Source organism: Sphingomonas telluris (genome assembly GCF_022568775.1).
Classification (GTDB): Bacteria; Pseudomonadota; Alphaproteobacteria; order Sphingomonadales; family Sphingomonadaceae; genus Sphingomicrobium; species Sphingomicrobium telluris.
The window spans coordinates 1521660-1546867 of record NZ_JAKZHW010000001.1 but is presented as its reverse complement, the minus strand read 5'-3'; the positions used below and the strand labels follow the sequence as shown (position 1 = coordinate 1546867).

The window sequence follows — 25208 nt, the reverse complement described above, 5'->3', positions numbered from 1 at the left end:
TGCCGCAACTCGACTAATGCCGTTTTGGTTCACGCTGTCAGATGAACGTCGCGACCTCTGCCTTTCGGTCAAGCGATTCCGCAAGGCGTTGAAGGCGCCGGCGGACCGCGTCTCCGGCAAGTGCTTCTTCGCGGTGCGGGACGCACAAGGTCACCCCGGTCCGGCTGAGATTGAGGTTTGTCCGCTCGAGCACCGAGGCCACGCCGCCGCTAAGCCGCTGGCCGAGGCGCATCGCCAGGCCCCAGCAATGCGCGCGCCTGAGGTCCTCAGGCCGGACCAACTGGTTCATCCGCTGATCCGGCAGGCCGTCCCGCCCGAAGTTGGACGTCAACGCCTGCGCCATGATGACGCGCCCCGCAGCATCCACGCCGGTCCAGTCGCCGTGCAGCGCCATTTCCACGCCGCGATCGGCCCGGAACATCGGCGCCGCCTGCCACGCGACGTCCGCGAGCAGGCAGGCGGCCCGCCGGAGCCGCTCCATTTTCGGACTGTCCTCGAATAGTGGCGACACCCATTCGTGGAGGAGGTCGCCATGCTGTCCGAAACGATGCTCGCCGCCGCCGGCATCCCGCGCCGCCTCGACGAGCGGATCGAGCGCGCGCGTCCTCTTGTCGAGCTGCGAGTAGAGCAGGCCTTCGCGAAGGCCGAATGCGGAGACGATGAGTTCGCTCGGCTCGAGCAGGTCGACGATGTGCGTCAGGAGCATCGCCGCGATCGGGGTCGCCGCATGGCGCGCGGGTGACACGACGCGCAGCAGGTCGCCGCCTTCCTCGGCCAGCTTCTTGAGCTCCGCTGCGCGCGATGGCTTCATCCGGTAATGATGCGTCGCCGGGAGCGGGAAGTTTGTCGCGGCCATGTCGATCTTGGCGAGCGCGCGCCACGAACCCCCGACCATGTAGAACGGCCGCCCCTTGCCGGCCTTGTGCAGGCCGTTCTTCTTCAATCCCTCGCGAAGGGCTTCGTAGGCCTTCTTGGAGCCCGCCTTGCTGCGGTCGGCGCGGAGCACGCCGAGCGGAAGCGAGATCCCGTTGAGCGCGTTGCCGCCGCCGACCTCCACCAACTCCAGGCTGCCACCGCCAAGGTCGCCCACGATTCCGCTGGCGCCGGGAAAAGCCGAGACGACGCCGAGGCCGGAGTAATGCGCTTCTTCGTCGGCGCTGATGACCTCGCAGGGGAGGCCCATCGCCTCGACCTCGCGGACGAAGTCGTCGCCATTGTGGGCGTCGCGAACTGCAGCAGTCGCCACCACTCGCGTTTCCTTCACGCGCACGTGCTTCAGCAGCAGCCGGTAGCGGTTCAGCGCGCGCAGTGCGGACTGCATGCTGTCCTCGTGGAGCTCGCCGTCCTCGCTGAGGCCCGAGCCGAGCCCGGCCATGACCTTCTCGTTGAACATGGGCGACGGCGCACGCTGCCGCCCGGAATAGATCACCAGGCGGACTGAGTTGGAACCGATGTCGATGACGGAAACGGGCTGACGACGCGTCAAGTCTTCCTCGTCTTAGCGGCCGCGCTGGAAGCGGAGCTTGGGGACCTTGCGGCCCTTCTTCAACGCCTGCCCGCGGCCGGATAGCGACGGGTTGCTCATGAAATATTCGTGCAGGTTGAATGCCTCGTTCGCCTTGGGCCGAAGCCGCTCGTACGTGCCGTCCGGCAGCAGCCGCCAGCTCTGCTCATTGTCGATCAGGTTCGCGACCATCACCTGGTCGAGAAGCTGGGCGTGGACGGTTTTGTTGTCGATGGGCAGCATGTACTCGATCCGCCTGTCCAGGTTGCGAGGCATCCAGTCCGCAGAGCTTATGTACACCCTCGCTTCCGGGTGCGGCAGCTCATGCCCATTGGCAAAGCACCACAGGCGCGCATGTTCCAGAAAGCGCCCGACGATCGACTTCACGTAAATGTTTTCAGACAGGCCCGGAACGCCCGGACGGAGGCAGCAAATGCCGCGGACGACGAGGTCGACCGACACCCCGGCCTCGCTCGCCTCGTAGAGCTTGTCGATGATGATCGGGTCGACCAGCGAGTTGAGCTTCGCCCAGATGCCCGACGGCTTGCCCGCCTTGGCCGCGGCAATCTCCACGTCCATCAGCCGCAGCAGCTCCGGCCGCATTCCTGCGGGTGAAATGACCAGCTGGCGCAGGTTCTTCGGCTCGAGATAGCCGGTGATGTAGTTGAACAGCTTGGCCGCATCGCGCCCAATGCGCGGATCGGCCGTGAAGTAGCTGACGTCCGTGTAGATGCGCGCCGTCACCGGATGATAATTGCCGGTGCCGAAGTGGCAGTAGGTGCGATAGCCCTTTGCCTCGCGCCGGATGATCATCGACACCTTCGCGTGCGTCTTCCAGTCGACGAAACCGTAGACGACCTGCACGCCGGCGCGTTCGAGCGCATTGGCCCAGAGGATATTCTGCTCTTCGTCGAAGCGGGCCTTGAGCTCGACCACGGCCGTCACGGACTTGCCGGCCTCGGCCGCGTCGATGAGCGCCTTGATGATCGCCGACTGCTTGCCCGCGCGGTAGAGCGTCTGCTTGATGGCGACGACCTCAGGATCGGCCGCCGCTTGCCGCACGAACTCGACCACCACTTCGAAGCTCTCGTACGGGTGATGGACGAGGATGTCCTTTTCCCGGATCGCGGCGAAGCAATCGCCGCCATGCTCGCGGATGCGTTCCGGAATGCGCGGGTCGAATGGAGGGAATTTCAGATCCGGACGGTCCTCATCGACGATGATCGAGAGGTCGTTGAGGCCAAGCAGCGAGAATTCGTCGGAGATGATTGCATTGCCGGCGTCGAGGCCCTGCTTGATGCCGCGCACCAAAGTGTCCGGCATGTCCGGCTCGATCTCCAGCCGCACGACGCGCCCGCGCCGGCGCCGCTTGATCGCGGTGCGGAAGTAGCGGACCAGATCCTCGGCCTCTTCCTCGACCTCGATGTCGCTGTCGCGGATGACGCGGAACGCGCCGCCGCCGAGCACCGTATATTTGGGGAAGAGGTAGTCGGTCTTCCGCCGGATCAGCGTTTCCAGAGAGATGTAGCGCGCCTTCTTGCCCGGAATCCGGATGAATCGCGGCACTGCCGTCGGCAGCATGATGAGCTCGCGGATCGGCTCGGTGCGACCCCGACGAAGCTCGAAGATCAGAGTGAAGCCCTTGTTCGGAATGAACGGAAAGGGATGCGCGGGGTCGATTGCCTGCGGCGTCAGCAGCGGGAAGATCTGCTCGCGGAAATGCTGGTCCAGCCAGGCTTCGGCCGCCTCGTCGAGCTTCTCATAGCCGATCGTAATGACGCCGACCTGCGCGAGAGCCTCCTGTAGCTGCGCGAGGACCTGTAGCTGGCTGCCGACCAGCCGGTCGGTCTCTTCGTCGATCGCCTGGAGCTGCTGAAGGGTGGTTAGCCCGTCGGGCGACATTTCCTCGATGCCGAGGGCCTGGTGTGCCTTCAGGCCGGCGACGCGGACCATGAAGAACTCGTCCAGGTTGTTGGCGGAAATCGACAGGAAACGCAGCCGCTCGAGCAGCGGGTGATGATCGTTGCTGGCCTCTTCCAGGACGCGCCGGTTGAAGGCCAGCCAGCTCAGCTCGCGGTTGAAGTATCTCGGCTCGGGAGCAGCGGGTATTTCCGGAGTGGCCTCGACCACAGGATCAGGCAGTTGTGTCTCTGCGGAAGTGGCCATTCGTTTCGCACGTGTTGCTGCCATGGTCCGCGTGTAGCAGGCCATGTGGTGGATGTCCCCGAACTGAAACAGAGGGACATTACAGTCGTATGACGCTACGAAGATATCGGGTGAATTCTCGGGAGGGCGCCACGGTGGCCAAGCAGACGACCAAGAGTACCAAGGCCGGAACAGCATCCAAGAAGCCTTCGAGACCGAGGGCCGCGGCGCCCGCCGCGAAACCCGCCAAGACCACGAAAGTCGCCAAGGTGGCGAAGGTGGCCAAGGCCCCCAAGGTCCAGAAGGTGGTGACGGGCGCGAAGAAGATCGCCCAGAACCCGGCCACCAGCGAAATCGTGGCGGCGACCCTGGTCGCTGCAGCGGCCGCGCTTCGCGATCCCAAGCGGGCTCGCGCTCTGGCGACCGAGGCCGGCCAGGAAATCAAGCAGGCGGCGAAGAGCGGCGTCGATAGCGGCAGCGCGCTCTGGCAGCTTGCGATGGACGTTGCGCGCCGGAGCATCGATGCGATCGGCGGCGACAGCGGCGGCAAGGGCAAGAAGTCAGGCGGCAAGAAGGCCAAGAAGGCGGGCAAGAAGAAGTAGCCCGTTCCGAGGCTCGACGTCCCTCCTAGGCCTGAATCAAATTTGTCCTCACGGCCCAGCGGACGAGCTCCGCCGTGGTCCGAACCTTCAGCTTTCGCATGGCGGTCGATCGGTGCGTCTCGACCGTCTTCAGTGCGATGTTCAGGTGGGCCGCGACCTGCTTGTTCAACTTCCCTTCGGCGATGAGCTGGACGACCTCACGCTCCTTAGGCGTGAGGATCGAACCGGGCGTATTTGGAGCCGAGTTCAGGAACTGCTCCAGAAGCGCGTCGGAAATCGTCGGCGAGAAATAGGGCCTGTTCTGCGACAAGGCATCGAGCGCCGTCAGCAGATGCTGCTGCGGGTCCGATTTCACGACGAAGCCGCGAACGCCGGCTCGGATGACTTCCGACACGATCTCCTGCCGATCGTGCATCGAATAGAGCAGAATCGACGTGTCCAGTTTCTCCCGCTGTACGGTTCGCGCCACGTCCAGTCCGTTGAGCTCTGGCAGCGAGTAGTCCAGCACCACGATCCGCGGATTGAGTTCACGGATCAGGCGGAGCGCTTCTCTTCCGTCGTGAGCAACGCCGACGACCTGGTAACGCTTGTCCGTCTCGATGAGCGATTGCACGCCGCGAATGATGGCGTCGTGATCGTCTGCAATCAGGATCCGAAGCGGAGCGTTGGTCAACGCGCGCTCATGTGAGTCTGTGGCGCACGCGCATAGACGTCATTTGACACCATCGCTTCCCCCAGGCCTAACTTACGTGGGGATTCTTCTAGATCGTCACGGAGGCAACGACCACCGTTTTCGAATTGGCGACAATTGTTGTTGCCGGGAAGCGCCTGGCTCAGGGGCGAAAGTGGCGGCTGATGGGCGATCCCATCATGCGTTGCCCTAAGGCGTCCTGCTCCAGGAAGTCCCGCATCATGGCGGGCACCATCTCGTACCGGCCGAGCCGGACCGAAGCGTTCGTTCCCGGCCAGCTTGCCCAGACGTAGCCGTCGCGCAGGCTGAAGATGATCTCATCTTCGGGGACAGATCGGCGGTCCGGCGGGCTAAGAGGTTTGAATTGCGCCATATCCTGCGTTTCTCGAACCCAAGGATGACTGGGGCTTCAAGACGCAGGCCCATGCACGTGCGACGAAGAACTGTCCTCGCACACGCACTATCTATTCATCTCGGGTTCACGAAAATCGGGAGGAATCAGGAGTTTGAGCTAAGGGTCCGGTCTCAGGCGAATCCCGGGCCGCAGGAGGGTTTGTTATGGATCGGGTGAACGGTGGCTGCCTCTGCGGATCGGTCAGAATCGAAGCAAGCGGACGTCCCTATCGCGTCGGAGTGTGCCACTGCCTCGACTGCCGCAAGCATCACGGAGCGACATTTCACGCGTCGGCGATCTTTCCGGCCGACGCAGTGGCAATCGAAGGCGAGACGGGTGAGTTCAGGGGGCGGCATTTCTGCCCACGCTGCGGCTCGTCCGTATTCGGGCGCAGCGGCGACGAGGTCGAAGTGAATCTGGGCGCACTGGACGAGCCGAGTCAGTTCGAGCCCACCTATGAATTATGGACGATCCGGCGCGAGCAATGGCTTCCGCCTTTCCCCGCCACGCGGACATACGAACGCGATCGCGGTTCCGGCCGCTTCGAGGATTAAGGCTCCAGCCGCCTGAGTGCTTCGGCCAGGACCGATCGCACGGACTGAAGCGTGTAGGGGTCGTCGGGGTGGGGCGCAGCGCCTTCGCGCTCAAAGAAGGGCCGTTCATCCATCGCGCGGCCCCATTCGACGTCGGCTTCGCGGACGACTTCCTTCAGCAGGTCATCGGAAGCGAGTACCCGGCGGCAGTAGCCCGCCAGCGCCAGCAAGGGATGTTCAGGGTCCTTCTGGAGCGCATCGCTGGCGTTGACGTGGCGGTGCATCACCGTCCGCAACGCTCCCGCGGTATCGGCAACATTGTGCCGCAACCAGTCGCCCACCGCATTCTCCGCCTGCTGCTGCGGAGAAAGAGCGGAGGCTCCCTTCATCGCGCCGGGTCCGGCCATCCGCCCAAGCGCTTCCTCCGCGCTGAACTTCCGGTTCCGCCGGATCTCCTGCTCGATGTCGGCGTCGGTCGGCTTGTCCGGGTCGGTGCTCATCGTCGGCGGAAGGTGATGACAAGAATGGCCGCGCCCGTCTCTACGGGAATGTCTCCAGTCCCAGTAGACATGCTGGTGTATTATGTATATAAGACACTACAGGAGGCATGAGATGCTTGAAGATCCACGGGCGAAGCGCGCAGCGATTGCGGCCGCCATCGGTGCAGTCGTGGCAATCCCACTGCCGTTCGTGGGCCCGATCTTCGGCGCCCTCGTCGGCGGCGGCATCGGCTATTTCACGGCGCCGCCGCGCACCTGACCTAGAGGTACTCCTCGAACTCCTTCAACAGCCGGCGGTAAAGGTCCCGCTTGAAGGGGACGATCAGGTCCGGAAGTTGCTCCGGCTCGATCCATTTCCAGTCGTTGAACTCGGGATGGTTGGTGGCGATGTTCACGTCGCTGTCGTCGCCCGTGAAGCGCGCCAGGTACCAGTCCTGCAGCTGGCCCCGCCATTTGCCGCCCCATAATTTGCCCTGAAGCTCCGGCGGCAGGTCGTACTTCAGCCACTCCGGGCATTCGGCAATTCGCTCTACCAGGTGCGGCGGGATGCCTGTTTCCTCTTCCAGCTCGCGCTTTGCAGTCGCCCACGGCTTCTCGCCCTTGTCGATGCCGCCCTGGGGCATCTGCCATGCCTCGTCGGTGTTATCGATGCGCCGCCCGACGAAGACCTTCCCATCCTTGTTCAGCAGCATGACGCCGACTCCGCGGCGGTACTTCTTGTCGTCGTCGCTCATGCGGGGCCCATAACGGCACTGTCCCGACGCGGGGAGTGTTTTCGTGACAGAAAGGTGGCGAAAGAGACGTCAGAGTCCTAAAGAGGGGGCAATCAAAACCATCAGCGTTTGTGAAGGGTAAGTATCGTGGCCACGGCCACCCATCTCATCACCGAGGACGAAGCCGCCTCGCATCCCCAGGCCGAAGCCGTCGTCGTCCGTTTCGCCGGCGACAGCGGCGACGGCATGCAGCTGACCGGAGGTCAGTTCACTCTTTCCACCGCCCTTGCCGGCAACGATCTGGCGACCTTCCCGGACTTCCCGGCGGAGATCCGCGCGCCGCAGGGCACGACGTTCGGCGTCAGCGCCTTCCAGATCAACTTCGGCTCGACTGCGATCGAGACGGCGGGCGACCAGCCGGACGTGCTCATCGCAATGAACCCGGCAGCGTTGAAGGTGAACGTGAACCAGCTTCGCGACGGCGGCCTGATCATTGCCGATGAGGGCGAGTTCACGGCGCGCAACCTCGCGAAGGCGGGATACGACCAAAATCCGCTGGAAGACGGCAGCCTCGCGCGCTGGCAGCTTGTCCACTTCAACATCTCGCAGCTGACGCTCGATGCGGTGAAGCCCTACGGCCTCGGCAACAAGGAAGCACTTCGCTGCAAGAACATGTGGACGCTAGGGCTCGCGCTCTGGATGTTCGACCGCGACCGCCAGCCGATCGTCGACTGGCTGAAGACCAAGTTCGCCAAGGCGCCTGAGCTTGCCGAGGCGAACATCGCCGCCCTCAATGCCGGCCACGCCTATGGCGAGACAGTCGAGATGGGCGCGCCGTTCAAGCAGCATCATGTCGCGCCCGCGCCTGCGGAGCCGGGCCTCTACCGCACCGTCACCGGAGCGGAATCGCTGGCGCTTGGTCTCGTCGCGGGTGCGCAGCTTGCGAACCTGCAGATGTTCTTCGGCTCCTATCCTATCACGCCGGCCAGCCCGCTGCTGCATCACCTCGCGCGGCTGAAGGAGTTCGGGATCACGACCTTCCAGGCGGAGGACGAGATCGCGGCCATTTGCGCGGCGATCGGCGCATCCTACGCGGGGCAGCTCGGCGTCACCTCGTCGTCCGGTCCGGGCATTGCGCTGAAGACCGAAGCGCTGGGCCTCGCGATCATGACGGAGCTTCCGCTGATCGTCGTCAACTCGCAGCGCGGCGGTCCGTCGACCGGCCTGCCGACGAAGACGGAGCAGTCCGACCTTTACCAGGCGGTCTACGGCCGTAACGCCGATGCGCCGTTGCCGGTGATCGCGGCGCGCTCGCCTGCCGACGCGTTCGACTGCGCGATCGAGGCGGTGCGGATTTCCACGCGCTACATGACTCCGGTAATGCTCCTTACCGACGGCTACATCGCCAATGCGGCGGAGCCGTGGAAGGTGCCGGACATGAGCGGCTACCAGCCGTTCCCGGTCACCTACTTCACGCAGGCGACGGCCGAGGGCGAGGGCGTGCTGCCCTATGCCCGCAACGGCGACCTCGCGCGTCCATGGATCAAGCCGGGCACGCCCAGTCTCGAGCATCGCATCGGGGGCATCGAGAAGGCGCCGGGCTCGGGCAACATCGACTACTCGCCGGCCGCGCACCAGGAGATGACCGACACCCGCGCGCACAAGGTCAACAAGGTCGCCGAGAGCATTCCTGATCAGGACGTGTGTCTCGGCAAGCAAGGGGCGAAGCTGGCCGTCGTCGGATGGGGCTCGACGTTCGGGCCGATCCACCAGGCGGTGCGGCGCTCGCTCGGCCGCGGGCTCGACGTCGCGCACGTCCACATTCGCCACATCTGGCCGATGCCGAAGAACATGGGCGCGCTGCTGAAGAGCTTCGACCGGATCCTCGTTCCGGAGATGAACACGGGCCAGCTCAAGACCGTGCTCCGTGACCAGTTCCTCGTCGATGCGCAGCCGCTGAACAAGGTCAGCGGCCACCCCTTCCGCATCGCCGAGATCGAAGCGGCGATCGAGGCCGCGCTGAAGTGAAGCCGATTAACCCCTGGCCGATGATCATCATGCTGATCCTCGTCTGCGCACTGATTTACTGGGTAATGTACCGATGAACGAGATGACCAAAGTGACCACCGCCAAGGATTGGGCGAGCGACCAGGAGGTCCGCTGGTGCCCGGGCTGCGGCGATTATGCGGTGCTCAAGGCCGTGCAGCGGACGATGCCGGACCTCGGCGTCGCGCGCGAGAAGACCGTGTTCGTAAGCGGCATCGGCTGTTCCAGCCGCTTCCCCTATTACATGGCGAGCTACGGATTCCACACGATCCACGGGCGCGCACCGGCCTTCGCGACAGGCATTAAGCTTGCAAACCCGGAGCTCGACGTGTGGATCATCACCGGGGACGGCGATGCGCTGTCGATTGGCGGCAACCACACGATGCACATCCTGCGCCGCAATCTCGACTGCCAGATCCTGCTGTTCAACAACGAGATCTACGGCCTGACCAAGGGGCAATATTCGCCCACGAGCCGGATCGGCACGCGCTCGCCGTCGACGCCGTTCGGTTCGGTCGACCGGCCGATCAAGCCGTGCATGTTTGCGTTGGGCTCCGGCGCTCGCTTCGTCGCCCGCGGCATCGACGTGCACAAGAATCTGCCGGACGTTCTAAAGGCTGCCCACGCGCACAAGGGCGCCAGCTTCGTCGAGATCTACCAGAACTGCGTCGTCTACAACGACGACGTTTTCGCCAGCTTCACAGAGCGCGGCGTGGCTCAGGAGAAGCAGCTCTGGCTCAAGGCCGGCGAGAAGATGCTATTCGCGAACGGGACCAAGGGCCTCGCGCTCGACGCCGAGAACCTATGCCTGAAGGTCGTCGATGCAGACGACCCGGCGGTCATCGTCCATGATCCGAGGAACAAGGGCATCGCCGCAATGCTGATCGGCCTTCCGCCAAGCTTCCCGGTCGCGCTGGGCGTCATCTACGAGAATCCCGCGCCGACGTTCGAATCCGCGGTCGTCGAGCAGAACGCCGCCGTAGCTTCCGGCAAGAAGGCCGACCTCCAGGCGCTCGTTTCGAAGGGCCAAACCTGGCAGGTCGAGAAAGAGCCGCACAAGCTCTGATCCGCTAGCCCAGCTTGGACAATCTCACCCATTCGATGGCCGGCTGGGTGCTGGGCCAGGCCGGTCTCAAGACGAAGACGCGCAAGGGGCTTGCAGCGCTGATCCTCGGCGCGAACATGCCGGACATCGATGTCTTCTTCGGCAATGCGCCGTGGGATCCGCTGGCGATTCACCGCGGCTTCACGCACGGCATCGTCGGCGGCGTGCTGGTCATGCCGCTGGTCCTCGCGGGCCTGCTGTGGCTGCTCGACCGGTGGCAGTCGAGCCGCGGCAAGGAGTTCAAGAGCGAGCTGCCAATGCGGTTCGGCTGGCTGATCCTGTTGTCCTATTTGGGCGCGATTACGCACCCGTTTCTGGACCTGCTCACGACCTACTCGGTGCAGCTCTTCTCGCCCTTTTCCAACCGTTGGTACCATGCCGACGGCCTGTTCATCATCGACGTCTGGCTATGGCTCGGTCTCGCGATCGCCATCGGCGTTTCGAAGCGGCGGGAGCAGAGCGGGCGCGAGTGGAAGCGCTTGCCGCAGATCGCGATCGGAGTTGTGTTCGCCTACGTCGCTCTAAACTTGCTGACCACGAACCGTGCCGCCACCGCCGTGCGCTCCGTCAGTCCGGTTGCAAGCTCCATCTTCGCCTCGCCACCGCCGGTCCTGTCCTGGCGCCGCGATCTCGTCTGGCGCGAGGACCATTGCTACCGCCGCAGCACTTACGTCCCGTTCCGTGGACTCGGCCCGGTCAGCGAGTGCCAGCCGACGAACATGGACGACCCGATCGTCCGCCGGGCGATACGCACCGACAAGCGCCTGCAGAAATTCCTCAAGTGGTCGGTCATGCCGCAGGCCGACGTGATCCGCGACCATTGCACGGCGCGCGTGACCATCGGCGATGCGCGCTACGGCGAGGGCCGGCGGTCGCGGCTGGCGCGCGAAACGGTCGTGCCGATCTGCGCGACCAACCTCGACAAGCGCACGCCGAATTCATAACTGGCGCGGGATGAGCACTCGCGGCGAACATCTGGTACGCGGCGGGCTGCTGTTCGTGAACGGCAGCGGCCTTCTCGGACGCCTTTTCGCACGCAGCTTTTCCGTCGTGCTCGACCAGATCGACGAGCGTCTCGCCGTTGGTGGGATCGACCTGTCCCTCCCTAACGGATCGCGCCGCCACATCGGGTTCAGGGCCGAGGGGCCGGTCGCGGTCGTCCGCCTGCACAGCTGGTATGCGCTGGTTCGCCTCGTCACTTCGGGATCGATCGGCTGGTATCGCGCCTGGTCGAAAGGCGAGTGGAGCTCGCCCGATCCCGTGCCGCTGTTCGCATTGTTCACGGTCAATGCGCGCAGTCTTGGCGACACCGGCCGCGCGAAAGGCGCGGCGCGGCTGTTCAATCTCGTGAAGCATCGCCGCCGCGACAACGATGTCGCCAAGGCGCGCGAGAACATCGCCGCGCACTACGATCTCGGCAACGATTTCTACGCGGCCTGGCTCGACCGCACGATGACGTACAGCTCCGCGCGTTTCGCGAGTGCTGACGACAGCCTCGAAGCGGCGCAACTGCGCAAGGTTCACGCGCTCCTCGACCGGCTCGACCTCCAGCCGGGTCAGCGCTTGCTGGAGATCGGTTGCGGCTGGGGAACGCTGGCGATCGAAGCGGCGAAGCGCGGGGTCGACGTCGTCGGTCTTACGCTATCGACCGAGCAGAAGGCCTGGGCGGACGAGAAGATCGCTGCGCAAAATCTCGCCGGCCGCGTCGAGATCCGCCTCCAGGACTATCGCGACACGAATGAGCAGTTCGACGCTATCGCTTCGGTCGAGATGGTCGAGGCGGTCGGCCAGCGCTGGTGGCCGGCCTATCTCGATTGCATCGCGCGCAACCTGAAGCCCGGCGGCCGCGCGGCGCTGCAGTTCATCAGCATCGATCATGCGATCTTCGACGGCTACGTTCGCAATCCCGATTTCATCCAGGCCTACATTTTTCCCGGCGGCTGCCTGCTCAATGAGCCGGCCTTCGAGTGGCTCGCGCGGGAGCGGGGGCTGTCATGGGAAAACCGCGAAGGATTCCGCCTCGATTATGCGGAGACTTTGAAGCGCTGGCACGTGCGCTATGACGAGGCAGTGGAGGCCGGCAGGCTGCGCGGCTTCGACGACGATTTCCATGCGCTCTGGCGCTACTATTTGATGTATTGCGAAGGGGGCTTTCGCGGCGGCGCAATCGACGTCGCGCAAGTGACGATGACGAAGGGCTGATCGGCCCGAATGGGGGAGGGGCTAAGTGCGTATATCGAAAGTCGCGGGTCTTGTTGCGTGCCTGGCGCTCGTAGCGTCGCAGGCGTCGGCAGAAACCACTCAGGAGGTGGTCAACAAGGCGCCGAACGGCCTCGCCCAAACGCCGCCCATGGGCTGGAACAGCTGGAACAAGTTCGCCTGCGACATCAACGAGAAGACGGTTCGCGCGACGGCCGACGCCATGGTCAGTTCCGGCATGCGCGACGCGGGCTACCAATATGTCGTCATCGACGACTGTTGGCACGGCAAGCGCGATGAGAATGGCTTCATCACCGCGGACGCGCAGAAGTTTCCCTCCGGCATCAAGGCGCTCGCCGACTACGTCCATTCGAAGGGCCTGAAGTTCGGCATTTATTCCGACGCCGGGCGCCTGACGTGCGGCGGACGCCCGGGCAGCCAGGGTCACGAATATCAGGACGCACTGACCTATGCGCGCTGGGGGGTCGACTATCTGAAGTACGACTGGTGCAGCACCGGCGATCGCAATGCGCAGGAAGGCTATGCGGTGATGGCCGACGCGCTTCGCCAAAGCGGCCGCGACATCGTCTTCTCGCTCTGCGAATGGGGCACCGCCAAGCCGTGGCTGTGGGCGAAGAACACCGGCAACCTCTGGCGCACGACTGGCGACATCTGGGACAGCTTTGCCAAGAATGACATGGCGCATGACTGGGCGCATCCTGTCCTTTCCATCGTCGACGCCAACGAGCCGCTGTGGCCCTTCGCCGGGCCGGGGCACTGGAACGATCCCGACATGCTTGAAGTCGGCAACGGTGGGATGACTCCGGCGGAATATCGCTCGCACTTCTCGCTGTGGGCGATGATGGCTGCGCCGCTGATGGCCGGGAACGACATCGCCAACATGGATGAGACGACGCGCTCGATCCTGCTCAACAAGGACGTGATCGCGGTCGACCAAGATAAGCTCGGCGTGCAGGGGCGGCGGATCGTGCAAGACGGGGACAAGGAAGTGTGGGTGAAGCCGCTCGCGGGTGGGGGCCGAGCCGTGCTACTGTTCAATCGCGGCGACACGCCGGCGACGATCGCGACGGACGCTGACCATCTCGGCTATCCACCGAAGGTCCGCGCGAAGGTTCGCGATCTATGGGCGCACCAGGCTCTGCCGAACTGGACGGGCAGGCTCGAAGCGACCGTCGAACCGCACGGGGTCGCGATGTTCCGGATCGACCCTAGCTGAGCGTTCGCGCGACTGCGTGTTGCCATCCGGCGAGGAGCGTCGCCCGAAGATCGGCGTCCATGGTCGGCTGGAAAGTGTCGGCCGCCGACCAGGTGCGCGACAGCTCGTCCAGCCCCGACCAGACACCCGTCGCGAGGCCCGCGTGGAACGCCGCGCCGAGCGCCGTCGTTTCGAGGTTCGCGGGTCGCTCGACAGGCACTTCGAGGATGCTGGCGAGGAACTGGCACAGCCAATTGTTGGCCGTCATGCCGCCATCGACGCGGATCGCTGCGGGCGGTGCGCTCCCGTCCGCGACCATCGCGCTGATCAGATCGCGGGTCTGGTAGGCGGTCGCCTCGAGCGCTGCCCGCGCGATGTGCGCGCCGGTCGCATCGAGCGTCAGCCCCGTGATCGCGGCGCGCACGTTCGGTTCCCAATAGGGCGCCCCAAGCCCGACGAACGCCGGGACCATGTAGACGCCGTGGCTGTCCGGAACGCGTGTTGCGAGGCCGTCCGTCTCCGACGCGTGTGCGATCACGCCAAGCCCGTCGCGCAGCCATTTGACCGCGGCTCCGGCGACGAAGATCGATCCTTCGAGCGCGTAGGTCATCTGTCCGTTCAGCCGGTAGGCGGGCGTCGTCAGCAGGCGGTTCTCGGACCGGACGGCCTCCGCGCCCGTGTTCAGCAGCATGAAGCAGCCGGTGCCGTAGGTCGACTTGACCATGCCGGGCCGGAAGCAGGCCTGGCCGACCAATGCCGCCTGCTGGTCGCCCGCCACCCCGGCAATGGGGATTTGCGGGTCGAACAGGCCCGGCGAAGTCAGCCCGAACATGCAGCTGTTGTCATGCACTTGCGGCAGCAGGCCCATGGGCACACGGAAGAGGCGGCAGAGTTCTTCGTCCCAGCGCTGCTCATGGATGTCGAACAGCAGCGTCCGGCCGGCATTGGTCACGTCCGTCGCATGTGCGGTGCCGGCGGTAAGCCGCCAGAGCAGGAAGCTGTCGATCGTCCCGGCAGCCAGCTCGCCGCGTTCGGCTCGCGCACGGGCGCCGGCGACATTGTCGAGGATCCAGGCGATCTTCGTCGCCGAGAAATAGGGGTCGAGCAGAAGCCCCGTCTTCCCCTGCACCATCGGCTCCGCGCCGTCGGCCTTCAGCCGTGCGCAGAGGTCCGCAGTCCGCCGGTCCTGCCACACGATCGCCCGGTGGATCGGCTCGCCCGTCTCGCGATCCCAGACGACGACTGTCTCGCGCTGGTTCGTGAGTCCAAAGGCGGCAATGCGGCTCTGCTCGAATCCACTCACCGCGATCACCTCGCGCGCGACCGCCAGGGTGTCGCGCCAGATGTCCTCGGGATCGTGCTCGACCCAACCCAGCTGGGGATAGTGTTGCTGGAACTCGCGCTGTGCCGTCGCGACCGGTCGCGCGGCGGAATCGAACAGGATGGCGCGCGTGGACGTCGTGCCCTGGTCGATCGCGAGGATGTGGTCGGACCGCATCGGGTCCGCAGACTAGCTCAAAGCGGCCGCGCGTCCACTGGTGGTCAGGGCGCCGCCCACTCCTTCGCCTTTTCCATGATCGTCAGCTCTCGGAGCAGTGCATCGACGCTTTCCGTCAGCTCGGGGAGGAAGCTGATCTGATGGCGCGCGCCGCGATAGGACTCCACCATCAGCAAGGCATCGATAAGGATCGGGAAGACCACGCTTTCGGCATCCTCCAGCTCCGCCAGCTCCCGCAGCTTTTCGACAGCCTTCCGTCTCGCATTTTCGGGATTGGACAGCGCAGCCGTCCTCCCAATCATCCAACCCATGACGCATACCCTCCGCTCAAAGAGGTGAGGATACGCCTGCTGTGCACGGCGTGAAGTTCGGGCGGGCTTATGGGTGGTGCGGCTCGGCGTTACCGGCGTTAGCGGATCAGGCGTCGGGCGCGCGGACGAGTTCGCCTGTGGGCACGTCGGAAAGCACGCGGCCGAGGATGAACTCTGCGACGACTTCGGGCGGCTTCACCTTCTCGGGCTCCTCGCCCGGGAAGGCGAGCTGGCGCATGCGAGTGCGCGTCGCACCCGGGTCGACGATGTGCACGCGGATGCGGGCCGCATGCTCCGTTTCGTCCGCGTAGGTGCCGAGCAAATTCTCGAACGCCGCCTTGGACGAGGCATAGCCGCCCCAGAAGGCGCGGGGCTTGCTGCCGACCGACGAGGTAATGCCGATGATGTCGGCGCGTTCGGCCTTGCGGATCATCGGATCGAACGCCGCGATCAGCGCCTGCGGAGCGAGCAGGTTGGTCGCGAGGACCCGGCCATATTCCTTGACGTCCAGATGCTCGACCGGCGTCAGCGACCCCAGCATGCCGGCGTTCAGCACCATGATGTCGAGCGCTTCCCAGCGCTGCCGCACGGCTTCCGCGAGCTTCGGAATCGAGGTGCCGTCGATCAGGTCGAGCGGAGCGATCGTCGCGCTTCCGCCGGCCGCATGGATGCGGTCCTCGACCTCCTCGAGCGCGCTCGCGGTGCGGGCGACAAGGATCACGTGCGCGCCTTCGCGGGCCAGCGCTTCGGCGGTTGCGGCGCCGATGCCGCGGCTCGCGCCGGTGACGAGCGCCAGCTTGCCGGCGAGCGGTTTCGAATCAGTCATTGCGGGGGCCTGTAGCGGCTAGCGCGCGGCGACCAAAGCGAGCGACGCGTCCGGATCGCTTTCCGCGAGATCGGTCAGGCGCGTCGGATAATCGCCGGTGAAGCAGGCGTCGCAGCGCTGCGGCGCGTTCGGGTCGCGGTCCTGGCCGAGCGCACGGTATAGGCCGTCGATCGAAATGAACGCCAGGCTATCCGCGTTGATATAGTCGCGCATTGCCTCGATACTCATCTGCGCCGCCAAAAGCTTTGCACGCTCCGGCGTGTCGACGCCGTAGAAGCAGCTGTACTTCGTCGGCGGCGACGCGATCCGCATGTGCACTTCGCGGGCGCCGGCATCGCGCATCATCTGCACGATCTTCACCGACGTCGTTCCACGAACAATGGAATCGTCGATGAGGACGATGCTCTTGCCGCGAATCAGCGCCGAGTTGGCGTTATGCTTCAGCTTGACGCCTAAGTGGCGGACCTCCTGGCTCGGCTGGATGAAGGTCCGGCCAACATAGTGCGAGCGGATGATGCCCAGCTCGAACGGGATGCCGCTTTCCTGGCTGTAGCCGATGGCCGCTGGAACGCCGCTGTCCGGCACGGGCACGACGAGGTCGACCTGGACCGGCGCCTCGCGTGACAGCTCCGCGCCAATGTTCTTGCGCACTTCGTAGACGGACGTGCCGTCGACGATCGAATCCGGACGCGAGAAATATACGTGCTCGAAGATGCAGGGGCGGGCGCTCGCCTTCTCGAAAGGACGAAAGGAGCGGAGTCCCGAGCCGTTGACGATCACCAGCTCGCCCGGATCGAGGTCGCGGATGAAGCTGGCGCCGATCACGTCGAGCGCGACCGTTTCCGACGCGAAGATCGTCGCTTCGCCGAGCTTGCCCATGACGAGCGGGCGAATGCCGAGCGGATCGCGGCAGGCGATCAGGCCCTGCTCCGTCAGCACGACGAGCGAGTAGGCGCCCTCCACCTGCTTCAGCGCGTCGATCAGACGGTCGGTCGGGCTCGCGGCCTGCGAGGTGGCGACGAGGTGGATGATGACTTCGGTGTCGCTGGTCGACTGGAAGATGGAGCCGCGGCGGTTGAGCGTGCGGCGAAGCTTCATCGCGTTCGACAGATTGCCGTTGTGGCCAACCGCAAATCCGCCGTCGTTCAACTCGGCGTAGAGCGGCTGGACGTTGCGAAGGGCCGTCTCGCCCGTCGTCGAATAGCGGACGTGGCCGATTGCCGCCCGTCCCGGCAGCTTCCGCATGACGTCGTCGCGGTCGAAGTTCCCGGCAACGTGGCCCATGGCACGGTGCGAATGGAAATGAGCGCCGTCGTAGCTGGTGATTCCGGCGGCTTCCTGCCCGCGATGCTGCAAGGCATGCAGCCCGAGCGCGACGAAGCCGGCCGCATTGTCGGCACCCCAGATTCCAAAGATGCCACACTCCTCGCGGAGCTTGTCCCCATCGAGGGTTTCAAACGGATTTGTGGTGAGCATTGTCCCCGGTCCGGCGCTGCTAGGCGCGTCATATAGGTGTCACGTTCGCGTTTGTCGCCCCCTGCCGCGATTCCGGTCGAAATCCTCACGCAGGTTGACGTTTACGTGAACGTAAAGCATAGGCGCGATTGATGGACGCTGAACGGCGCTATTACTCGATCGGGGAGATGTGTGACGCATTCGGCGTCACCGCCCGCGCGCTGCGTTTCTACGAGGACGAAGAGCTCATCTCGCCGGAACGGCGGGGCACCACGCGCCTGTACACCGAGCGGGACCGTGCGCGGCTCATCTGGATCCTTCGCGGAAAGCGCGTCGGCTTCAGCCTCAACGACATCCGCGAGCTGCTCGATCTCTACGACGTCGGCGATCAGCGGCACACGCAGATCCTGACGACGCTGGAACGCTGCCGCGACCGCATCGCCACGCTCCATCGCCAGAAGCACGATATCGACACGACCATCGCGGAGCTCGAGGAATTTTGCGCCGTGCTGGACGGACGACTGAACGAAAAGGACAGCTGAAATGCCGATCTACAACGCCCCCGTGCGCGAAACCCGCTTCATCCTGGAGGATGTGCTGGAGATCGGCCGCTATTCGAACCTGCCGGGCTTCGCCAACGCGACGCCGGACCTCGTCCAGGCGATCCTCGAGGAGGGCGGCAAGTTTTGCGAGGAAGTGCTCCAGCCGCTGAACCGCGTCGGCGACGAGGAAGGCTGCAAGCGCAACGACGACGGGTCGGTGACCACGCCTCCGGGCTTCAAAGGCGCATGGGACCAGTTCGTTGCCAACGGCTGGACGACCTTGTCTGCGCCGGAAGAGTATGGCGGGCAGGGCCTCCCGCAGGTCATTTCGACTGCGGTGTCGGAGTTCCTCTGTTCCGCCAACCACAGCTTCGAAATGTACAACGGCCTCACCCAAGGCGCGATCGCCGCCCTGGTCGTAAAGGGCACGGACGAGCAGAAGCGGACCTATCTGCCGAACATGGTCGCCGGCCGCTGGACCGGAACGATGAACCTGACGGAGCCGCACTGCGGAACCGACCTCGGCCTGCTCAAGACCCGCGCCGATCCCAATCCGGACGGAAGCTACTCGCTGACCGGCACGAAGATCTTCATCTCGTCGGGCGAGCACGACCTTTCCGAGAACATCATCCACATGGTGATCGCGAAGATCGCGGGCGCGCCCGACAATGTGAAAGGCATCTCGCTGTTCGTGGTGCCCAAGTTCCTCGTCAACGAGGACGGCAGCATTGGCGAGCGCAACGGCGTCAGCTGCGGCTCCATCGAGAAGAAGATGGGCATCCACGGCAACGCCACCTGCGTCATGAACTATGACGGGGCGAAGGGCTGGCTGGTAGGCGAGGCGGAGAAGGGGCTGGCCGCCATGTTCATCATGATGAACGCCGCGCGTCTCGGGGTCGGCTTGCAGGGCCTCGCGCAGGGCGAGGTCGCCTACCAGAACGCGGTCCTCTACGCCCGCGAGCGGCGGCAGGGTCGGGCGCTGCACAAGGAAGCGCAGGACCCGAACGCCAAGGCCGATCCCCTGTTCGTCCATCCGGACGTGCGCCGGATGCTGATGGAGATGCGCGCATTCAACCAGGCGGCGCGTGCGCTCATCCTTTGGGGGGCGCTGCAGGTCGACCTGTCGCGCAGCGCGCAGAGCGAGGAAGAGCGCCAGCGCGCGGATGACCTCGTTTCGCTGATCACGCCGGTCATCAAGGGCTATCTGACCGACAAGGGCTTCGAGGCAACCGTTTCAGCCCAGCAAATATTCGGTGGGCACGGATATATCCGCGAGCATGGGATGGAGCAGTTCGTCCGCGACGCCCGCATCGCCCAGATCTATGAGGGAACGAACGGCATCCAGGCCATGGACCTGGTCGGGCGCAAGCTGGCCAAGGACGGCGGACGGGCGGTGCGCACTTTCTTTCAGGTCCTGACTGAAGACCTGCTCGCGGCCGGCACGGCTGGTGATCCCGCAGGCATCGTCGTGCCGCTGGAGCGGGCCGTGGGCGAGCTCCAGGCCGCCACCATGTGGCTGGCGCAGAACGGCATGGCCGACCCGGACAATGCCGGCGCCGGCGCCTATGCCTACATGCAGCTCATGGGCCTCGTGACGCTCGGCTGGATGTGGCTGAAGATGGTCCAGGTTTCTGGCCCGCTCGCCGCCAACGGCTCGGCGGAGCGCGACTTCCACGAGGCCAAGCTTATCACCGCGGCCTTCTTCGCCCAGAGGGAGCTGCCTCTCGCAGCGGGATACCGCAAGCAGGTAGAAGCCGGCGCGGAGACCCTGATGAAGCTGCCCGAAGAGGCGTTCTAGCTCGCGGCTTTCTGCCCGGTGCCGACGTACCAGGGCTGGAGCATCGGCACATCGTTGAGCTTCTGCTTCTTCGGGGCGAGCCGCGAGAGCTGGAAGCTATCGTTGAACTGAATCCCGAACTTGCCTGACTGGGCCCACCGGACGACGCCTTCAACCGGTCCCGCACCGACGATGTCCATCGCGATCCGAGTGCCCGGCGCGACCGCGCGATCGGATTCGACGAGGGCGCCCATGGCCGAAATATTGCGCAGGCGGACCTCCACGGCCTTTCCGTCGATCGACGCGAGCGCGCGGCGCATCAGCCGCTGACGCGGTTCGCGCACGCACTGGAACCCCTCGGCCTCGACGCGGCTGCTGTTGGCGATGCCGCGCGCATCCTCGCCTTCCACGGGCTTGCCGAAAATGTAGCCCTGGATGTGGCTGCACCCGAGTTCGCGGATCAGGTGGAGGTCGTCGTGCGTCTCCACGCCCTCGGCGCACGTATCCATGTCGAGGCTCTCGGCGAGCGTCACGATGGCGCGAATGATGGCGCTGTTGCGGCTGGTCTTCGACGCCGCGCCGCGGACGAAGCTCTGGTCGATCTTGATCTTGTCGAACGGAGCCTTCTTCAAATAGCCGAGCGAACTGTAGCCGGTCCCGAAATCGTCGAGCGCCAGCCGAACGCCCAGGTCCTTAAGGCGGGCGAACGTGTCGTCCGTCGTCTCGCCCTCTGCCAGGAAAACGCCCTCGGTGATTTCCAGCTCGAGGCGGCTCGATCTGACGCCCGTCTTATTCAGCGCATTGCTGACGATGTCGACGATGCCCGGGTCGTTGAACTGGATGGGTGAGAGGTTGACCGCGATCCGAACGTTGTCGGGCCACTTAGCCGCCTCTTCGAGCGCAGTTTCGAGCACCCAGGTACCTATGCGCCCGATGAGGCCGCATTCCTCGGCCAGCGGGATGAACTTGTCCGGCGAGATCCTGCCGCGAAGCGGGTGGTTCCAGCGGACCAGCGCCTCGAAGCCGCAGACGTCCTCACCGGCCGCGCTCACGATCGGCTGGTATGCGACCCACAGCTCGCCCTTGTCGATCGCCTGACGAAGGTCGTTCTCGAGCACCTGGCGGTCCGAAGCCTCGGAGTGCATCGAGGGCTCGTAGAAGCAGTGCTTGCCGCGGCCGGCACCCTTGGCAGCGTAGAGCGCAAGATCGGCGTCGCGAATGAGGCTGTCGGCGGTGCAGCGGCCCGGATCGCCGATCGAAACGCCGACGGAAGCGCCGATGACCACGCGATGGCCCTCGATGTTGTAGGGGCGCGAGACTTGCTCGATCAGAGTGCGGGCCAGCGATTCCAGAAGGCCGATGTCGACCGTTCCCGGAAGCACGGCCTTGAACTCGTCACCGCCGAGACGGCCGACCTGGCCATGATCGCCCATCACTGACTTCAGGCGGTCTGCGACCTGACGAAGAAGCGCATCGCCGACGGGGTGGCCGAGCGTATCGTTCACATTCTTGAAGCGGTCGAGGTCGATCAGGAACAGCGCGCAGCCCTTCTGCCGGTTCGTGGCGTTGCGCAGTGCCTCGTCGAGCGTCTGGCGCATCATAGCGCGGTTCGGCAGGCCGGTGAGGGAATCGAAGCGCGCGAGGCGAGTGATTTCCTGCTCCGAACGGCGCTGCTCGGTCAGGTCGGTGCCGATGCCGCGGAAGCCGAGGAAACGGCCGCGCTCGTCGAAGATCGGGTTGCCCGACAGCGACCAGTGAATGTCCTCGTCGGAAGCGGCCGTCACGACCACGTCGGAGAAGGGGAAACGCGCCGACAGATGGAAGCCAAGCGTCTTGCCATGGCTGGTGTCAGCGGACAGCAGATCGGTGAATTGCCGCCCAAGAAGCTCCGGGGCCTCACACTTGAAGTCGTCGGCCAGCTGCTGAGACACGTACGAGAGGGTACCTTCGGCGTTGGTCTCCCAGAACCAGCCGCGCCCGCTGTTCTCGAACTCGTCGACGAAGTTCACCGCCTTGCGGGCCTCCGCGTCGAGATTGAGGCGCTTGCGTCCAGTCGCGATAAAGCTTCGCTCGCCCGCGATGCTGTAGGCAACCAACGCCATGGACAGCACGATCACGGCCGCCGGAATGATCGTCGTTCCGGCAAGCGCAATGGCTGCCAGAGCCGACGTGATCATGTTGGTGAAGATCAACGGCGGCGACTGGATCGAAACGATCGCGCCCATCGCGATCCCCACGCTCATCGCGATCGGGGCGGCGGAGAGCGGCAGGATGAAGCTGTCGTCCGCGACCGCCAACCCGAACCAAATCCACAGCAAGCCGACGGCGCCTAGATAGGCGCAGAGCCCACGAATCAGTGTGTGCGACGCGAGGTTGGCCTTCTCGCGAAAATGCAGGGCGGCTGCGGCAGCAGCGTCGAGTGCGATGACGAGGCCCGCCGGGATAAGCGGGTTGTCGAACGAGAAACCGGTGACCTTCGAGCTGAGCAAGAAGGCGCAGCCGATCGCGACGATGACGTGCGTTACGCCCAGCAACAGGGCGATGTGATCGAGGCCAGAGACGCGCCAGTCGAGAAGCGAGGCTTCATCGCTCGAGTCCGGCCGCCGGACATCGAACCACAACGCCTCCGAGATCGACACCCTCTTCGGTGTCGTCTCCGTCTGTTCAACAGCTCGTGCAAACCGCGTTCTACGCATTCCCCAACTTTCGAAACGGACGCCCCATCCGCAAAGAAAGTCCTTACGCCCCGGCGAGTTAACGCCAGGGCTAAGGAACAGGGTTAGCGCGACGTTACCTATTCTTCGGTAGGGAGAAAATCCGGCACGGAGAGGTAGCGCTCGCCGGTGTCGTAGTTGAAGCCGAGCACACGAGCGTTTGCGCCCAGTTCCGGCAGCTTCTGCTTGATCGCCGCCAGCGTCGCGCCGGACGAAATGCCGACGAGGATGCCCTCTTCACGAGCCGCCCGCCGAGCCATTTCCTTCGCATCGTCCGGCGTCACCTGGATCACGCCGTCGAGCAGGCTGGTGTCCATGATCGCGGGGATGAAGCCGGCGCCGATGCCCTGGATGGGGTGGGGTCCCGGATCGCCACCGGACAAGACCGGCGAAAGCGTCGGCTCGACCGCGAAGACTTTCAGCTCCGGCCATTCCTGCTTCAGAACCTCGGCACAGGCCGTGATGTGGCCGCCGGTGCCGACGCCCGTGATCAGCGCGTCGATCGGGTTTTCCTTGAACGCGGCGAGGATTTCCTGCGCGGTTGTGCGGCGATGGACTTCGAGGTTCGCGGGGTTTTCGAACTGCTGCGGCATCCAGCTGTTTGGCGTTTCCGCGAGGATTTCCTGGGCGCGGGCGATCGAGCCTTTCATGCCCTTTTCGCGCGGGGTCAGGTCGAACTGCGCGCCATAGGCCAGCATCAGGCGGCGGCGCTCGACGCTCATGCTGTCGGGCATGACGAGGATGAGCTTGTAGCCCTTCACCGCCGCGACCATCGCCAGGCCGATGCCCGTGTTGCCGGACGTCGGCTCGACGATCGTACCGCCCGGCTTCAGCTTGCCGCTCTTTTCCGCATCCTCGACCATCGCGAGTGCAATGCGGTCCTTGATCGATGCGCCGGGGTTGGAGCGCTCGGACTTCACCCAGACGTCGGCTCCGTCGCCGAACAACCGGTTGATGCGGATGTGCGGCGTATTGCCGATGGTATCGAGGATGCTGTTGGCCTTCATGCGGTCGATCTCCTGCCCAAGCTGTGGCAATTAAATCCTAGTTACCGACTAGACTATAGTGACTTCCGCTCCGAGTTGAAGGCCCGTTACACTCCACTCGACACGACGTCAGCCTCTTCCGGCGCAGGGACGGGCAACTCGAAGGTCCGGGCTCGCCGTAGTTCCGGGAAAATGCCCGCCCAGATCAAGGTGATGCAGATGGCCGCGATGCCGCCCGCAACGGTCGCTACAACTGGCCCGAGGAGCGCCGCGGTGAAGCCACTGCGGGTCTCGCCAAGCTCGTTGGACGCGGAAATGGCGAGCGTGGACACGGCCGATACCCGCCCGCGCATGTCGTCCGGCGTGTGCAGCTGGATCAGCGACTGGCGAATGTACACGGAGAACATGTCGGCGGCGCCCAGCAGCGCCAGCATGGCCAGCGACAAAGGATAATAGGTCGAGAAGCCGAAGATCGCGGTGGCTGCGCCGAAGACCACGACCGCGCCCAGCATCTTGACACCGACATCGGTCTTCAACGGGCGGATCGAGAAGAAGAGAGCAGTCAGCGTCGCGCCAACCGCGGGCGCGGCGCGCAGCGGACCGAGCCCGTCCGCGCCAACCTGCAGGATGTCGCGTGCATAGACCGGCAGCATCGCCGTCGCGCCGCCCAGCAGTACCGCGAACAGGTCGAGCGTGATTGCGCCCAGCACGAGCCGGTTGCGGCGGACATAGGATAGTCCGTCCGACATCTGCTTGAACGGGCTTCCCGGCTTCAACGCGGTGCGCGGAATGGGTCCGATCGAGAACAGGCAAACGACCGCGAAGGCGAAGAGCAAGGCGCTTAGCGCGTACGGGAAATGGGGCTCCACGTCGTAGAGGAGGCCGCCGATGGCAGGCCCGGCGATAGCTCCGGTCTGCCATGCGGCGGAGCTCAGCGCGATGGCCTGGGGCAGGATTTCCTTCGGGACCAGGTTAGGCGCGAGCGCTCCCAGCGCCGGTCCCGCGAAGGCCCGCGCGACGCCGAGCAGTGCGGCGACGCCGAACAGGATCGGCAGGCTGATGAACCCGCCCCATGTCGCGGCGAACAGGATCAGCGCGCACAGCAGTTCGAGCGAGACGACCGCCCGCGCAATCTTCCGGCGATCGAGCCGGTCCGCCGTCCATCCGCTGATCGGCGTCAGGATGAACAAGGGCACGAACTGGACGAGGCCGATCAAACCCAGCCGGAACGCCGCCTCGCGGATGCTCATCGTCTCGCGGGCGATGTCGTAGACCTGCCAGCCGATGACGATGACCATCGCCATCTGCGCGATCGTCGTCGCCAGCCGGGAGAACCAGAACGCCCGGTAGTCGGGGATACGCAAAGGGGCAGGGATCACGTCCTGCCCCCTAATCAGGCTTTCGGAATGCCGCAATCAGGCGGTTTGGCGAACAGCCGTGCGCTTGCCGTT

Annotated in this window: 23 protein-coding genes; 10 read left to right on the top strand and 13 right to left on the bottom strand. The window is 64.9% G+C overall.

Features of this window, described 5'->3' with window-relative positions:
- Window positions 1-37: 37 nt before the first annotated feature.
- Together LZ016_RS07895 and LZ016_RS07890 are read right to left on the bottom strand one after the other, a co-directional pair.
- Window positions 38-1486, bottom strand: a complete 1449-nt coding sequence (locus tag LZ016_RS07895) for a Ppx/GppA family phosphatase (protein WP_241446847.1) — start codon at window positions 1484-1486, stop codon at window positions 38-40.
- 12 nt (window positions 1487-1498) lie between these two features.
- Window positions 1499-3670, bottom strand: a complete 2172-nt coding sequence (locus LZ016_RS07890; RefSeq protein ID WP_241446846.1) for an RNA degradosome polyphosphate kinase — start codon at window positions 3668-3670, stop codon at window positions 1499-1501.
- Window positions 3671-3804: 134 nt separating this feature from the next.
- Between LZ016_RS07890 and LZ016_RS07885 the strand changes: the two genes are divergently transcribed.
- On the top strand, window positions 3805-4251 hold the full coding sequence (locus LZ016_RS07885) for a hypothetical protein (RefSeq protein ID WP_241446845.1): 447 nt from the start codon (window positions 3805-3807) through the stop codon (window positions 4249-4251).
- 25 nt (window positions 4252-4276) lie between these two features.
- Here the strand turns inward: LZ016_RS07885 and LZ016_RS07880 are convergent, their stop codons facing one another.
- Together LZ016_RS07880 and LZ016_RS07875 are read right to left on the bottom strand one after the other, a co-directional pair.
- Complete coding sequence (locus tag LZ016_RS07880; RefSeq protein WP_241446844.1) at window positions 4277-4924, bottom strand: response regulator; 648 nt, start codon at window positions 4922-4924, stop codon at window positions 4277-4279.
- A gap of 160 nt (window positions 4925-5084) precedes the next feature.
- Entirely contained in the window at window positions 5085-5315 is a 231-nt protein-coding gene (locus tag LZ016_RS07875; RefSeq protein WP_241446843.1) for a hypothetical protein, read from the bottom strand.
- 185 nt (window positions 5316-5500) lie between these two features.
- Between LZ016_RS07875 and LZ016_RS07870 the strand changes: the two genes are divergently transcribed.
- The gene (locus tag LZ016_RS07870) at window positions 5501-5890 is read left to right on the top strand and encodes a GFA family protein (RefSeq protein ID WP_241446842.1); all 390 of its coding nucleotides are present in this window, start codon (window positions 5501-5503) and stop codon (window positions 5888-5890) included.
- On the opposite strand, the gene LZ016_RS07865 is transcribed toward LZ016_RS07870, so the two are convergent.
- Window positions 5887-6369 carry a hypothetical protein gene (locus LZ016_RS07865; RefSeq protein ID WP_241446841.1) on the bottom strand — a complete coding sequence of 161 codons (483 nt, stop codon included), beginning with the start codon at window positions 6367-6369 and terminating at the stop codon, window positions 5887-5889. The genes LZ016_RS07870 and LZ016_RS07865 overlap by 4 nt on opposite strands.
- A 112-nt stretch (window positions 6370-6481) precedes the next feature.
- On the opposite strand from LZ016_RS07865, the gene LZ016_RS07860 reads away from it, so the two are divergent.
- Window positions 6482-6628: a hypothetical protein gene (locus LZ016_RS07860; protein WP_241446840.1), complete on the top strand. Its 147-nt coding sequence runs from the start codon at window positions 6482-6484 to the stop codon at window positions 6626-6628.
- Between the two features lies 1 nt (window position 6629).
- On the opposite strand, the gene LZ016_RS07855 is transcribed toward LZ016_RS07860, so the two are convergent.
- A complete protein-coding gene (locus tag LZ016_RS07855; protein WP_241446839.1) occupies window positions 6630-7103 on the bottom strand; it encodes an RNA pyrophosphohydrolase in 474 nt (157 codons plus the stop codon).
- 126 nt (window positions 7104-7229) lie between these two features.
- Here LZ016_RS07855 and LZ016_RS07850 point away from each other — a divergent pair, with 126 nt between their 5' ends.
- From LZ016_RS07850 to LZ016_RS07830, 5 genes are all read left to right on the top strand, one after another.
- The gene (locus LZ016_RS07850; protein ID WP_241446838.1) at window positions 7230-9110 is read left to right on the top strand and encodes a 2-oxoacid:acceptor oxidoreductase subunit alpha; all 1881 of its coding nucleotides are present in this window, start codon (window positions 7230-7232) and stop codon (window positions 9108-9110) included.
- A 73-nt stretch (window positions 9111-9183) separates the two neighbouring features.
- Window positions 9184-10194, top strand: a complete 1011-nt coding sequence (locus tag LZ016_RS07845; protein WP_241446837.1) for a 2-oxoacid:ferredoxin oxidoreductase subunit beta — start codon at window positions 9184-9186, stop codon at window positions 10192-10194.
- Between the two features lie 14 nt (window positions 10195-10208).
- A complete protein-coding gene (locus tag LZ016_RS07840) occupies window positions 10209-11177 on the top strand; it encodes a metal-dependent hydrolase (RefSeq protein WP_241446836.1) in 969 nt (322 codons plus the stop codon).
- Between the two features lie 10 nt (window positions 11178-11187).
- Window positions 11188-12435 carry an SAM-dependent methyltransferase gene (locus LZ016_RS07835; RefSeq protein ID WP_241446835.1) on the top strand — a complete coding sequence of 416 codons (1248 nt, stop codon included), beginning with the start codon at window positions 11188-11190 and terminating at the stop codon, window positions 12433-12435.
- Between the two features lie 25 nt (window positions 12436-12460).
- Entirely contained in the window at window positions 12461-13669 is a 1209-nt protein-coding gene (locus LZ016_RS07830) for a glycoside hydrolase family 27 protein (RefSeq protein ID WP_241446834.1), read from the top strand.
- On the opposite strand, the gene glpK is transcribed toward LZ016_RS07830, so the two are convergent.
- The 4 genes from glpK to purF form a co-directional block, all read right to left on the bottom strand.
- The gene (gene glpK / locus LZ016_RS07825) at window positions 13662-15146 is read right to left on the bottom strand and encodes a glycerol kinase GlpK (protein ID WP_241446833.1); all 1485 of its coding nucleotides are present in this window, start codon (window positions 15144-15146) and stop codon (window positions 13662-13664) included. The two genes, LZ016_RS07830 and glpK, sit on opposite strands and share 8 nt — an antisense overlap.
- Window positions 15147-15190: 44 nt before the next feature.
- Window positions 15191-15457, bottom strand: a complete 267-nt coding sequence (locus LZ016_RS07820; protein WP_241446832.1) for a hypothetical protein — start codon at window positions 15455-15457, stop codon at window positions 15191-15193.
- 106 nt (window positions 15458-15563) lie between these two features.
- Window positions 15564-16283, bottom strand: coding sequence for an SDR family NAD(P)-dependent oxidoreductase (locus LZ016_RS07815; RefSeq protein ID WP_241446831.1), 720 nt, complete (start codon window positions 16281-16283; stop codon window positions 15564-15566).
- Window positions 16284-16301: 18 nt separating this feature from the next.
- The gene (gene purF / locus LZ016_RS07810; protein ID WP_241446830.1) at window positions 16302-17759 is read right to left on the bottom strand and encodes an amidophosphoribosyltransferase; all 1458 of its coding nucleotides are present in this window, start codon (window positions 17757-17759) and stop codon (window positions 16302-16304) included.
- 131 nt (window positions 17760-17890) lie between these two features.
- Here purF and LZ016_RS07805 point away from each other — a divergent pair, with 131 nt between their 5' ends.
- Window positions 17891-18280 (top strand): MerR family transcriptional regulator, encoded by a 390-nt coding sequence (locus LZ016_RS07805; RefSeq protein WP_241446829.1) that lies wholly within the window; start codon window positions 17891-17893, stop codon window positions 18278-18280.
- Window position 18281: 1 nt separating this feature from the next.
- Window positions 18282-20078 (top strand): acyl-CoA dehydrogenase C-terminal domain-containing protein, encoded by a 1797-nt coding sequence (locus LZ016_RS07800; RefSeq protein ID WP_241446828.1) that lies wholly within the window; start codon window positions 18282-18284, stop codon window positions 20076-20078.
- Here the strand turns inward: LZ016_RS07800 and LZ016_RS07795 are convergent.
- The 3 genes from LZ016_RS07795 to LZ016_RS07785 all read right to left on the bottom strand — a co-directional run bounded on the left by LZ016_RS07795 (window position 20075) and on the right by LZ016_RS07785 (window position 25136).
- The gene (locus LZ016_RS07795; protein ID WP_241446827.1) at window positions 20075-22696 is read right to left on the bottom strand and encodes an EAL domain-containing protein; all 2622 of its coding nucleotides are present in this window, start codon (window positions 22694-22696) and stop codon (window positions 20075-20077) included. The genes LZ016_RS07800 and LZ016_RS07795 overlap by 4 nt on opposite strands.
- A gap of 155 nt (window positions 22697-22851) precedes the next feature.
- Window positions 22852-23778, bottom strand: coding sequence for a cysteine synthase A (gene cysK / locus LZ016_RS07790; protein ID WP_241447485.1), 927 nt, complete (start codon window positions 23776-23778; stop codon window positions 22852-22854).
- 86 nt (window positions 23779-23864) lie between these two features.
- Entirely contained in the window at window positions 23865-25136 is a 1272-nt protein-coding gene (locus tag LZ016_RS07785; protein ID WP_241446826.1) for an MFS transporter, read from the bottom strand.
- Between the last annotated feature and the right edge of the window lie 72 nt (window positions 25137-25208).